Origin of the sequence: Dysgonomonas sp. 520 (assembly GCF_010501095.1) — a bacterium.
Taxonomy (GTDB): domain Bacteria; phylum Bacteroidota; class Bacteroidia; order Bacteroidales; family Dysgonomonadaceae; genus QVMP01.
Map to the genome: position 1 here is coordinate 20,231 of NZ_QVMP01000009.1, position 12,842 is coordinate 33,072.

Annotated in this window: 11 protein-coding genes and 1 tRNA gene; 8 read left to right on the plus strand and 4 right to left on the minus strand. The window is 31.4% G+C overall.

What is annotated here, in order from left to right; translation table 11 throughout:
* Positions 1-18: 18 nt before the first annotated feature.
* Entirely contained in the window at positions 19-543 is a 525-nt protein-coding gene (locus D0T56_RS07030) for a C40 family peptidase (protein ID WP_163319439.1), read from the plus strand.
* Between the two features lie 860 nt (positions 544-1,403).
* On the opposite strand, the gene D0T56_RS07035 is transcribed toward D0T56_RS07030, so the two are convergent.
* Positions 1,404-1,491 (minus strand) — tRNA-Ser (locus D0T56_RS07035).
* Positions 1,492-1,613: 122 nt separating this feature from the next.
* Here D0T56_RS07035 and D0T56_RS07040 point away from each other — a divergent pair.
* Positions 1,614-2,834, plus strand: coding sequence for a site-specific integrase (locus D0T56_RS07040; RefSeq protein ID WP_163319440.1), 1,221 nt, complete (start codon positions 1,614-1,616; stop codon positions 2,832-2,834).
* 35 nt (positions 2,835-2,869) lie between these two features.
* Here the strand turns inward: D0T56_RS07040 and D0T56_RS07045 are convergent, their stop codons facing one another.
* Positions 2,870-3,871 carry an AbiH family protein gene (locus D0T56_RS07045; RefSeq protein WP_163319441.1) on the minus strand — a complete coding sequence of 334 codons (1,002 nt, stop codon included), beginning with the start codon at positions 3,869-3,871 and terminating at the stop codon, positions 2,870-2,872.
* A 115-nt stretch (positions 3,872-3,986) separates the two neighbouring features.
* Between D0T56_RS07045 and D0T56_RS07050 the strand changes: the two genes are divergently transcribed.
* A complete protein-coding gene (locus D0T56_RS07050; protein WP_163319442.1) occupies positions 3,987-4,922 on the plus strand; it encodes a hypothetical protein in 936 nt (311 codons plus the stop codon).
* 31 nt (positions 4,923-4,953) lie between these two features.
* On the opposite strand, the gene D0T56_RS07055 is transcribed toward D0T56_RS07050, so the two are convergent.
* Positions 4,954-5,316, minus strand: coding sequence for a hypothetical protein (locus D0T56_RS07055; RefSeq protein ID WP_163319443.1), 363 nt, complete (start codon positions 5,314-5,316; stop codon positions 4,954-4,956).
* Between the two features lie 206 nt (positions 5,317-5,522).
* Between D0T56_RS07055 and D0T56_RS07060 the strand changes: the two genes are divergently transcribed.
* Both D0T56_RS07060 and D0T56_RS07065 read left to right on the plus strand, forming a co-directional pair.
* Entirely contained in the window at positions 5,523-6,008 is a 486-nt protein-coding gene (locus D0T56_RS07060; RefSeq protein WP_163319444.1) for a hypothetical protein, read from the plus strand.
* A gap of 117 nt (positions 6,009-6,125) precedes the next feature.
* Entirely contained in the window at positions 6,126-7,958 is a 1,833-nt protein-coding gene (locus tag D0T56_RS07065) for a hypothetical protein (protein ID WP_163319445.1), read from the plus strand.
* Between the two features lie 265 nt (positions 7,959-8,223).
* On the opposite strand, the gene D0T56_RS07070 is transcribed toward D0T56_RS07065, so the two are convergent.
* Positions 8,224-9,615: a WG repeat-containing protein gene (locus D0T56_RS07070; RefSeq protein ID WP_163319446.1), complete on the minus strand. Its 1,392-nt coding sequence runs from the start codon at positions 9,613-9,615 to the stop codon at positions 8,224-8,226.
* Positions 9,616-10,375: 760 nt separating this feature from the next.
* On the opposite strand from D0T56_RS07070, the gene D0T56_RS07075 reads away from it, so the two are divergent.
* From D0T56_RS07075 to D0T56_RS07085, 3 genes are all read left to right on the plus strand, one after another.
* Positions 10,376-10,963 (plus strand): tyrosine-type recombinase/integrase, encoded by a 588-nt coding sequence (locus tag D0T56_RS07075; RefSeq protein WP_163319447.1) that lies wholly within the window; start codon positions 10,376-10,378, stop codon positions 10,961-10,963.
* Between the two features lie 644 nt (positions 10,964-11,607).
* Positions 11,608-11,988 (plus strand): hypothetical protein, encoded by a 381-nt coding sequence (locus D0T56_RS07080; protein ID WP_163319448.1) that lies wholly within the window; start codon positions 11,608-11,610, stop codon positions 11,986-11,988.
* 124 nt (positions 11,989-12,112) lie between these two features.
* Complete coding sequence (locus D0T56_RS07085) at positions 12,113-12,769, plus strand: hypothetical protein (RefSeq protein WP_163319449.1); 657 nt, start codon at positions 12,113-12,115, stop codon at positions 12,767-12,769.
* Positions 12,770-12,842: the final 73 nt, after the last annotated feature.

The following is a 12,842-nucleotide window of genomic DNA, read 5'->3' on the forward strand; positions in this document are numbered from 1 at the left end:
AACGAAATTTGACAAATAATGATTACTGCGAAAAGTATCAGACTGATATTGTTTTTTTGTTTAGGGATACTTATTACGTCTTGTGGAACGAAGAAATCGCTTTATCGTCCCAATGAGGTGGCCGATCTTTCCAATAAATTAGGCATAGAAATAAGAAACGATGACCCCAACATTCCGCTTTATGCCGAAGTGTCGTCGTGGCTGGGTGTAAAGTACAGATATGGTGGGAATTCGCGCAGTGGAACAGATTGCTCGGGGTTTACACAGAATATTTATAGGGATGTTTATAATAAAAAACTTTCACGTTCGTCAAATGATCAGTCCAAAAATGATGTGAAGAATATATCTAAAAATAAACTTCAAACAGGCGACCTTGTCTTTTTTGCAACAAATTCGAAAAAGAAGAATACGATAAATCATGTGGGCATCTATCTGAAAGATTCATATTTTGTACATGCATCAACCAAAAGGGGAGTTGTGGTTAGTAGTTTGAATCAGGATTATTATAAAAGGACATGGAAAAAAGGAGGACGGGTAAAATAGTTTTTTTTCATCTGAAATACTTTTTATAAGAAAGAATTTTTTTTATTGTAAGTCGCTTGTAATGAGCTGTTTGTGTTTTGGTCTGTGGTTTTTTTTATTTTTATTCAAACAAAATGCAACGTTTTTGTAAATATTTAGTCTTCTATATATAAACAAAGAACTTTTTTTCTTACATAGAAACTATAAGAACTACACACACACACACAACCTTATTTTTTTGAGACTCAATTGAAAGGGATGCAAACATTTGATTTGCGTTCCTTTCTTCTTTTATTTCAGACTCATACCCTTATAATTGACGAGAGAGGTGATTTATCAACAGATAAGCCCCTCTCTACACTACATAATATATGTCTTATGCCTGCAATATATGAAACGATTGTCGGAAATATATATTTTAGGCTTTATTTTTAATTAACGAGAATTCTTTTTTGTAGAAACCGTCTAGACTTTTTTCGTTTTATTCAATTTTGTCATCCTGAGAGTATCGAAGGATCTGTTTTTTAGATGTTTCACTACGTTCAACATGACAAAAGCTCAAAAATTAAGTATAACTTAATAAGTCTAGATGACTTCGATGCTAATAAGTGCTTAATAAGCAGTATTTTAAGCTAAAAATAGTTTAATCTTGAATTTTAATAGCCATCAGTACATCTTCCGACCATATGCCTTGACGCAGTTCCGAAATTTAACTGCTGCTGGTATGCCTGGCTGCGCATCAATCTTCATTACTATCTTCGATGATTGTGCTCAAGGGAATATTTCCTTCCGTCAAGCCTGTCCGAACCCAGCAAAAAAAACTGCATAGTGACAAATAAAACAAAAAAGAAGTTATCAACAGATAACTTCTTTTTAATCAGCGGAAAGGAAGAGATTCGAACTCTCGATACCCTTTAGGGGTATACACGCTTTCCAGGCGTGCCTCTTCAACCACTCGAGCACCTTTCCTTTTTGGTTGTGGATGCAAAGATAATAGGATTTTCGGGATTGGCAAGAGGGTTTGAGAAGAAGCTTTTTGAATAACGATTTTAGTAGGTTTGGGAGCATTTGTGCTACAAAATGTGCTACAAATGAAAACTACTATTGATGTGATAGCAGAAACTTACAGATTAACAACAAGTAATTGTGTACCAATAACTTTAAGGCTAACCAAAAACAGGAAAAGAAAGATTATCAGACTAGGTATTTCAATAGATGTGCTACATTGGGATGAAACGAAGAAAAAAATTAAAATTAATTGCCCCAATTATGAATATATAGAAAACATTATTACTGAAACAAAAGCCAAATATCAAAAGCAAGTATTAGAGTTCCAATCTATTGGTAAAGATTATTCATTGCAACAACTTGTTAATGCAGTTGAAAAACCTACTAAAAATATTACAGTTGAAAAATATATTGAAACAATTATTCAAAATTTGATTGCTGAAAATAGAGTCGGAAATGCAAGCCACTACAAAGCCTTATTAAATTCATTACAGAGGTATTGTCAATTATCACAACTTCTTTTTGTCGATATTGATTCTAAGTTCCTGAACAAATACGAAACATATCTAAGGTCTTTAGGAAACAAGGGTAATACTATTAGCATAAGAATGCGAACTTTAAAAGCGACTTATAATAAGGCTATTAAAGACAATATTATTAAACAAGACTATTATCCGTTTAACAATTACAGTGTTTCTAAGCTAAAGGAAACGACTGTAAAACGTTCTATTACTAAAGAAGAAATGCTAAAAGTTATTGATTTTGAAGTTAATACAATAAGTAACCGTCCTCAATCATTAATGCAATTCAGTAAAGATATATTTCTGTTTAGTTACTTTGGATGTGGTCTTAATATGGTGGATATTGCTTATTTAAAGATAGATAATATCCTAGATAACAGAGTTGTTTATAAAAGGCAAAAAACAGGTAAACGAATAAGTTTCATGCTACAACCTTATGCAATAGAAATTATTCGAAAATATGAGGGATTAAATAACAACTATATTTTTCCTATTCTAGATGATTCTATACATAAAACCGCAGAACAGCAAATAAGACGTATTAAGAAAATAACTTATGTTGTAAATAAGAATTTGAAGAAGATAGGTTCTGCTATTGGTTTAACTATTCCTTTAACGACCTATGTTTCAAGACACTCATTCGCCACAATTTTAAAGCGTTCAGGTGTGAATATTGCTATTATTAGCGAGGCTTTGGGACATTCTGATTTGAAAACTACTCAAATTTATCTTGATAGCTTTGAAAATAGTCAAATAGATGAAGCAATGAAAAATTTGTTGTGAGAATTAGCTATATATGAAATAGAAAGAGGCGAAAATCAGCCTCTTTTTTTCATCTTAAAAATATTAGTGTTACATCCTATATAAATTCGTTCTTCAATTTGTTTCTTTTGCTCTGGAGATAAGTTTGTTTGAGATAAGAAATAAGATTTAATTTTTTTTACTTCTCGCACTTTCTTATGTTTATGATTAGACGGAAAATCATCTCCTTTATGAAAAAGAATCACTCTGCAAGTTCCCGAATTCAACATATATTTTCCAATTAACTCCCACCAAAATTTATCTGTATCTCCAAATGATAATCCAAATAAGACAATTAGTTGAGATTGCCTTATCAAATCAATTGCTTCCTTATCAATTAACTCTTTTAATTCTTGGTTTCGTTTGGGTTTAACTATAGTTGTTAGAACATCATCATCTGATTTCAAAACATCATTATGAATTTGAGAAGCATCATTTACTCCTAAAATCATACCATCATTAATTAATCCATGAATATGAAGAATTTTATTTAATATGGATTTATAAGATGTATTATTACCTCTACGAAGAGGTAAAGGATAATCACCATTTTCCGAATATAATAATTTCTCTATTGTTGATGTATAATTAAATGTTACAATATTGATTCTCCAGTTATTATTTGCATATTTATTTTTATATTCAATCAAACTCTGTTTATCAGCCAATACAAGATGATTTTCGGGAAAAACAAGATCATTCGGAAAATTTGATACATCTAAATCTGCAATTGAAAGAGCACTTTCTTCTTTTGCCAAATATTCAGATAAAGAATCACATAAATCTTCATAAACATCATCTAAATGTTTTAAAGATGTCATGTCTTTCATGTATTTTCCAAATTCGAGTTCTAAATCAGCCCAATTATTCAAATCCTTTTTTAAATCTGTCTTAAATTTCTCAATGTGGGTATTGTCACCACAAGGCATTTTAAGATAATATGGGTAAAAATGGCTATATCTGGTCTTCATGTCAATATTTAAATCAAACCCATTTCCAAGCAAAAATGTAATATTCATATTATAAATAATTTAGAGCAAGTACAAAAGTAATTATTTTTTTACATTTGTCTAAAATCTTAGAACCATGTACATCCACATCAACTCTGAATATCTGCAACTAGCAGAGCCATTAATGGCAAAATACTATGATTTTCATTCTACAATGTTCATTGATGAAATAAAGCATTGTGTTGAAAATAGTGGAATAAATTATAAGAAAAGGATAAACGGTATTCTAACAGTTGATTATGAGGAAACATTCAGAGAAAATAAAGACTTGACTTTTATAACAACCACTCCAACCGACAAATCAATGTCCGAACAGTTCGGCGATTATTTTATATTTCTAGATGATGATTCAGAGGAAGAAGAAGTTGTTACTGATGATGATATTGTTTATCTGTGCCTGACTTATATGTCTTACGCTTATCATAAAGAAAACACAGGATTATTTAAACAATCTTTTATCATTGATGCTTTAGACCTTGAATATGAAAGTGTCTTACACAATCGTATCTATCCAGAAATATTATCCCTCTATAAAATCATACTAGAATCAAAAACAAAAAAACACAGAGGTTCAAAAGTAACCCTAACTTACAAGCAAGATAAAATAGATATAAATTCCTGTGCATGGTTTCTAGATGATATGGAAAAGCTATTTAAAGAACGTTTCCCAGACTTAAATCTAGAAAAGATAAACCAGTTACTACCAGACAATAAAGGTAAAGCAGGGCGAAAATTCAACAACCGAATAACAAACAATCTGATTTGGGGAACTTATCAATTACTCTATAACCACCATTCTAGATTTAAAAACTCCAAAACACGTATAAGCGAAGAAATTAGTCAATTCATTATTAATTATCTGGACTATCTAAATATTCCGCACGATTTGATTCTAGTCAATGTTAGGGATTGGCTAAAAGATATGCTAAAAAGAGGTTATACCCCTCAATGGGATTTACCTTGGCGCAACGCTTTTTCTAATATTCAAGAAATACAGCCAGAAACCTTTGAAGAAAAATTAAATACACCACTTCGCAGATATGACTTATCTAGCTTATAATTAGAAGTCTATGTGTTTGTTTTAAACAATATTAAACTTCGTTTAAGTCTATGGGACAATTAGGTATAAAAATCTTCAAATTATAAACTTCTGTACCATCAATAATATTTATCATGCCTTTAACAGTCATGTATTTTAACAGTTTATCTACATAGCTTGTTGTAATGTCTGTTACTTTATCAGACAACCAAATATGAAGTTCATTGAGGCTTGTACCTTCTTTCGGTATTAACCCTTGGATAACATCCTTTAATACTCCATTAATTACGAACTCAATCTTATCCTTAGGGCAGTTTTGCACAACTAGCATATTGCGCATCTGTTCTAGTGATGTCGATTGGTGATTAAGCAAATTATTGACAAATTCAAAGTAGTGGGATATATGTCTTTCCATATAATAAGATTATTTAGTCCTACAAAGTTATACATATTTTAATAGAATAGACACATTCTTATTATTTTGGGAGTAATTGAGCCTGTTTTTGGTTTTAATTACTCCCCAGACACGTTTTGCCTTTTCATCACTTTTGTAATGTCAAACGGTTGCGCAACTTACTTGACAAAGTAAAATTATACATTAACCATCTAAAATTAAAAAAGATGAAAAAGGCATTTAATTTCGTATTAAACATTGATTTAAGTAAAGCTGAAGAATCAGAAAGATTAAGTAATCAATCTTCATTAGAAAGATTCAGTAAATTATCGGCAAACGGTTATAAATTCTTCCTAGAACCTAAGAATAACCGTAAAGGGGAAGCTTATTTATGGATAATTGCGACTAAAAAAGGTGAAGATAGAGAAGTATTTTCTCTATATGTAAATGAGCAAATATTGAATTATGTAATTATTATCTTGACAGGACGAAATTCAGACATTTCTTGTATTGATGCTGATAATCTGAATTCATTTAATGAAGTTGTAAAGAACTTTGAACTGGAATTATATATGGCTGAAAGAACACAGGGTAAAACAATGAAAAATACTCACACAACAACGGTAATGACAATAACTAGTCATTATAAAAATGGTGTAATTGTTTACAGACCATACAAAAATCCTGAACTTAAAGCGTATTTGAACGCTTAATAGCTATTTCAAAGGGCAGGTAATTCTGCCTGCCCTTTTTCCTCTCAATTTTATTAATCTAGACAAGATACATTTTGTGTGTCTAGCCATTCTTACGCCCTATAAAAAGATAAAATTATGAATAATAATAAACTGCATTTCGATTTGTACACAGAACCCCTAAATATTAAAGAGGGACAATTTCTAAAAGATATAATGTCTGAAATTCCGACAAATACTATCCTTTCCAAAACATTGCCAGGACTTGGAGCGACAACATTGGAGATTGAATCTAGTAGACATTCTATTATAATTGAACCGAATGTTCCTGTTATAAAAGGTAAAGAGAAAAAACATAAAGGAGATTTGTTTGGGGTATATGAGGGAATAACAACCGATGATGTTATTGACTATTTACTAGAACCAACAGAGAAGTATAAGAAACTAATGACTACACCCGAAAGTTTCTTTAAAATAGTCAGAGCAATGAATGCTTTACAAATAGACTTCTATAAAGACTTTATGTTACTCTTTGATGAATGTGATAAGATTGTTAAAGATATAAGTTATAGAAGTACAATAGCATTACCAATTGAAGATTTTTTCCTTTTTGAAAATAAGGCTTTTGTTTCGGCAACTCCGATTTTACCTAGCGATCCCCGATTTGAACAACAAGATTTTCAAGTTATCAAAATTGTACCCGATTATGATTATACCCAGAAGATGCAATTAGTAACCACTAATAATGTTGTGGCAATATTCAGAGAAATATTGACTAGATGTGAAAATAAAGACCATATTTGTATTTTCTTGAACTCAACAGATACAATTCTGGCAATTATAAAAAAATTCAATCTAGAAAGTTGTTCCAAAGTATTTTGTTCGCAAGACAGTGTTGATAAATTAGAAAAATTAGGCTATTCAGATGCTTATTCAAATTTACAATTTGACAATAACAATAATGTGAAACTAGAACAATACACCTTTTTTACTAGTCGATTCTTTTCTGCGGTTGATATTGACCTATCCACAAAACCAACAGTCATAATTATTTCCGATTTGTTCTATGCAAAACATTCTATGATTGACCCACACACGGAATCAGTACAAATAATAGGACGTTTCAGAAATGGCACAGGTGGAATAATCCATGTTTCTAATACTAACCGAAACCTATCATATAAAACCCCAGAACAATTAGAAAATTATCTGGCTGGTTGCCATGAAACATATTTACAAATCAAACAATTATTCAAGACGGCAACAAACGAGGGAGTAAGAGAAACATTAAGAGAAGCATTAGAACGGATTACTTATGCTAAATACATTGATAGTGAGGGTAATAAAAATCATTTTGCCATTGATAACTACTTTGACGAAGAAAGAGTAAAAAGTTATTACATATATCCCTCTAGATTAAAACAAGCCTATGAGATTTCCGAACATTTCACTGTGAAATATCAATATTATCCGTTGCCTCTAGGCGATGAAGACCGTTTGAAAATAAGCAGAGCCGATAATAAAAAAGAAAGGCGTTTAGCGATTATCGAACAGCTAGATTTGCTTAACGGAGAAGAAGATGTTTATGACGAGCCGTTATTTAAAGAATTTCGGGATTCATTACACAGAGAAGATGCTTTGATAGTCGAAGTTTACGAGGAATTAGGAGAAGATTACACAAAAGATAATCTAATGAAAGACAAGAAAATGAATCTAGACTTAATTATACATCGAAGCAAAAACGGGAAAGACCGATTTCCGATTATGACTTCTGTATATGCTGTTTTTCAAGAGGGTGGAAGATACCCAGTCAATTATATAAAGAAAGAACTAAGAAAAATCTACGCTTTGTATGGAGATAATAACCCATATACAGCAAGAAAAATAGAAGAGTTCTTTAAAATAGCCAATTACGGTATTAAGGTTAGTGGGCAACGAGGATATTTGTTAGGAAAAAAACGCTTTTCATAATATTTTCTAGATAGGACATTTTTTAGAATTTATTGGTTATATACCCCCAAAACAGAAAATGTCCTACTTTATAGAAAAATAAAGCTAAGAAACCTCTAATCTCAATTTTTTATACTTTGGGTTTAGAGGTTAGTTGTGTTTTAGGTATTTATATCTATTTTTGATGTAATACTTTGTTGTAATCTATTAAATATAATACACAAGACATTCTGGAGAAATTGCTTTTAGAGAATGAAGGAGAAGAAGTTTTTTTAATCTCATTTTTTTATTTTGCAGGAACAAGAACTCCTCCTTTGTATCTGCCTAATTCTTTTCCGGTTTCATCGATCAGGAAACCCTGTTTATTTCCATTTTCGTCCCAGCCCGAAACATGTGCTGTGCCATTGTGAAAGCGTTCAACCTTGTAATACATTGCCGGAATAGCTTCTTCACCTTTGGTGTTGAGGTATCCATATTTATCACCTGTTTTCATGACAGACAGCCCTTCATATGATTGTTCTATTTTGTCATATTTTATAGGAGTGATCTCTTTTCCGGTTTTATCAATCAGCCCGAATTTGTTGTTGAGCTTAACTACCGCTACACCCCCTTTAAAAAGATTAACATCATCGTATTTCATGGGAGCTATTATTTGATTTTGTTTATTTACAAAACCGAATTTATTATTTTGTTGCACCCCTGCCAAACCTTCCGAAAAGCTAAGTGCCCAGTCGTACATTAAAGGGATAATTTCTTTTCCGGTTTTATCAATATGTCCGTATTTTTCATTCAGTTTAGCGACAACCACCTCGTCCGAGAACCAACGATACAACAAGTCATATTTGTAAGGGACAATCACCTTTCCGGTTTTATCAATCACCCCGAATTTACCTTTTAAAGAAACAGTAGCCAGACCGTCTTCGAATTCGTTGGCTTCATCATATTTCAATGGAATAACCTCTTTTCCGGTTTTGTCTATATACCCTCTTTTTTCTTTTAGCTCAACAGCAGCAAGCCCTTCACTAAAATTCCATACATTATCATATTTAAAAGGGATAACTTCTTTTCCATATACATCTACATAGCCACACTTGTCGTACGATTTTATTTTTGCCAAACCTTCCGAAAAAAATATCAGGATATTTCTCTCAATAGGATACTTATTATTTAAAACCTGTATAGTTGCTCTTTCATGACCTTGTTCCGAAGCTTTTTTATACCATTTTAAGGCTGTTGCCCTGTCTTCTTCTACGCCTACTCCAAACTCATAGCACACAGCTAAAGAAAATTGAGCCATTGCAAGACCTTGGTCGGCAGCTTTTCGATACCATTGGGCAGCAATGGTTCTGTTATATTCCGAGCCCGTACCATTATAATAGGTGTCTCCTAACAGCTTCTGTGCCATTGCAAAACCCTGATCGGCAGCTTTCCTATACCATTGGGCAGCTTTTGTATAATCAATTTTTCCGCCAAATCCTTTTTCGTAATATATACCCAACGCACATTGAGCCCTGTCATAACCCTGATTGGCCGATTTAAGATACCATTCTTCGGCTTGTTTATACTCTTTGTTTTTAAACAATTCGAATCCTTTCTGATATTGTTCCTCTGCGGTTGTTTGTCCGGTTAGTGTAACAAACATCAGGAGAGATGAGAGTATCAATAAAATCTTTTTCATAAGCTATATTTAAATATCAGGTTTTATGGGTCTTACAAAGGTAAAAAAATTATTGAACACAAATATTATGTTCAATGCTTTTATACAGCATAATTGTTGCGTCAACACTAAAAACTATCTAATCCGGACAAGCGTTAAAAAAATGATTATTTTGTTTGCTTAAAACAAATTGAAAACAAAAATTGACCTTTACTAGATAAAAACGATTCTTAAATTTCTTATTAATTTCTGCTATTCCCTTTATAAGGAAAAGTCAAATAAGGAATATTTTTAGGAAAGTATGAGATACACTCACAATATTAACCTTATCCTCAAAATACCCCTCCCCATAAACGAAAAATAAAAAATCATATATAATTGCCGTTCCAGATAGAGAAATGTCCCCTCCTACCATTGACTAAGGAAAAACAAATCTTCCACACAAAAAAACATTTAAGAATCGGTTTAGGAAAAGACAGAGGGAAATTTAGGTGTTTTTGTTCTCTGAAAAAACTCTCCTAAAATCTTAATATATCACCTTTTTTTAGAATGAAAAGCGAAAAAAATCAATCGGAAGAAAAGATTAATCGAAAATAAAACAATTTTTCAGATTCAAGCCAAACAAATAAACTTTTCTATTGTGGTTTACTTCTGAAATATATTGTTATGAAAAATATTCACTTTCATTATTAGTGAATGTTTGTTTGATTATCAGCAAGTTATCATTCTAGAATAAATAAAAACAATCACTCTTATTATTAACCCTATAAAACTGAATATTATGAGCCTAAAATATAGCAATACAACGGCTGATTATTTGAATTGGAATGAAGCAATGAATTTGATTCACAAATTGACAAAAGACGGAGAACATAATGCAAGTTTGCTTATCGCTATCGGTTGCTTTTGGGGATTGCGAATTTCTGATATTTTAGCTTTACGTTGGAATCAAATACTAGAAGTAGAAGAATTTACGATTATTGAGAAAAAGACAGGTAAAAACAGAACAATTAGAATAAATCAGCAATTAAAAAGACATATTGTAGATTGTTATAAACAAATCAATCCAATGGGTATAAATAGCCCGATTCTAGTAAGTCAGAAAGGCACGGTTTATTCAGTTCAGCGGATAAACGTAATACTAAAGGAATTGAAGTCTAAATACAAATTATCTGTTAAAAACTTTAGCTGCCATTCACTAAGAAAAACTTTCGGGAGACAAGTGTATAATAACAATTCTGAAAACGCAGAATTAGCACTAGTCAAATTAATGGAACTGTTTAATCATTCAAGTATTTCAATTACAAAGAGATATTTAGGACTGAAACAGGAAGAACTATTACAAACCTACGATTCTCTAACTTTTTAGTTGAAAAACTTGATACTAATAACGCTTTTCGTAAATTTGTGCTAATTCCAAAAGTCAAAGAGTTGATTTTTAGAAGGACTTATTAATGAAAGCATAAAAGCATTACTCTTGATTTGAAAATCTCGACAATTTTTAGCCATCAAGGAGTGATAGCAGCCTGCTTTCATGTCATTTGTATATATCCCTGTAAAGGTTTATAAATAATGGCATGAGGCGGTTGTCTATTTACTTTGAATGGCAGGGAGTCGAGACCCTTCAAATCAAGTATTTAGCAATCGTTCTCATGCTTTTTTGTTTTAGTGAGAATATTATTTGTAACAAAAACGCTTTTGTTATCTTTGTTCTAATTCCGATTTATTGAAGTGTCGACTATCGGAAGGACATATTTAAGAGCGTTTAAGTATATTACTTTGTCTTAGAAAATCCCCAATTTTCAAAGCCGTACATTGTAATAGACAACAAACGCTCACGCTTTCTTTGTATATAAGTATCTTATATATGATAAGGGCGTGAGACTGTTGTTTATTTGTACGGTGGGTATGGGGATACCTCTAAGACAGATAAGATTTAGCAGTTCTCACGCTTTTTTATTTATATAACCAGTCTTTAAGAGAACGGAAAGACACAAACAGTGCGAATAGATTATGAACAAAAAGGTAATTATCCCTATCTTATTTCTTTTCCTTTGCTTAGCAGCACAAGGGCAAAACGAAATTTTATCAGAGGTTGTAACAGTCTCTGCAAGTATGCAAACCGAATATCTTGGTCAAGTTTCAACACAGAAAGTTATGATTAAAATTGCAAAAGTGGGTAGTGCTCCAACAAGAAATGGTCTTTTATCATACCAAACACAAGCAAAAGATTGTGTAATAGCTTATCGAATAGTGCCAAAACAAACTTATTTTGGTCAATCTGCAACAAGATATACATATCTTTCTCCGTATGCTACTATTTATTATGATAGTAGAAATGATGTTTATTATGCACAAATAGGCGCATACAGTACAATCTATTTTAATCTGTGAAATCAATAGTAATAATCTGAGATTTATGAAAACAAAAATATATTTACTCGTCTTTATATCTTCCTTTTGTATTTCATGTAATAAGAATACTGAAATTCTCGAATCTTTGTCAAATTCTACTTTTATGAATGAAAACGGCAACACAATTTCATTTGGAATTTATAGTAAAGGTAATTCTGTTTACAAAGCGACATATTCTTATCCGTTTACTGTAAAAATATCTTATGATATAATTTATTCTACTTTCGATAACCCCAAATTACAATTTAGAGAGAATGATTTTTTAAATTTGAATAGGACGAACTCGGATGAAATATATCCTGAATTTGACATAGATAGTTTGGTTATAATTGACGAAAATACATTAAAGGCATTTGGTTTGTTTGAACAACTAGGTGAACCCGTTATTTATAAAAGACAAACAAAAGAAGATATTGAAAGAGCCAAAGAACACGAAGCTATTGCAAAAAAAAGAGCAATTGAAGAACAAGAGTTGAAAATACAAAATATAAAAAATAATATAGCAAAGTATGTGTACATTAAAAAGGGCTCTTATCTGGGGACTGATACCCTCTTTAATGATACTGATTATACCATAGATGAAGTATCCTATAAGTATTTTTATGAAACGAAGACAGGATATATTAATGAAAATACTTATGGATCAATAGGAGTAACAAAAGAAACAAAGGAACATTATTTTCAAGCACACTCTAAAGTATCCGTTCCGCAAGGAAGTAAAATTATATCAATAAAAAGCCAAGTATTAGGAATAGATTAATTATGAAACAAAGCAATAAGGACAAGATTATATTTTATTTAAAATAGAGAATTGATTTTGTCCCTTATTGCCT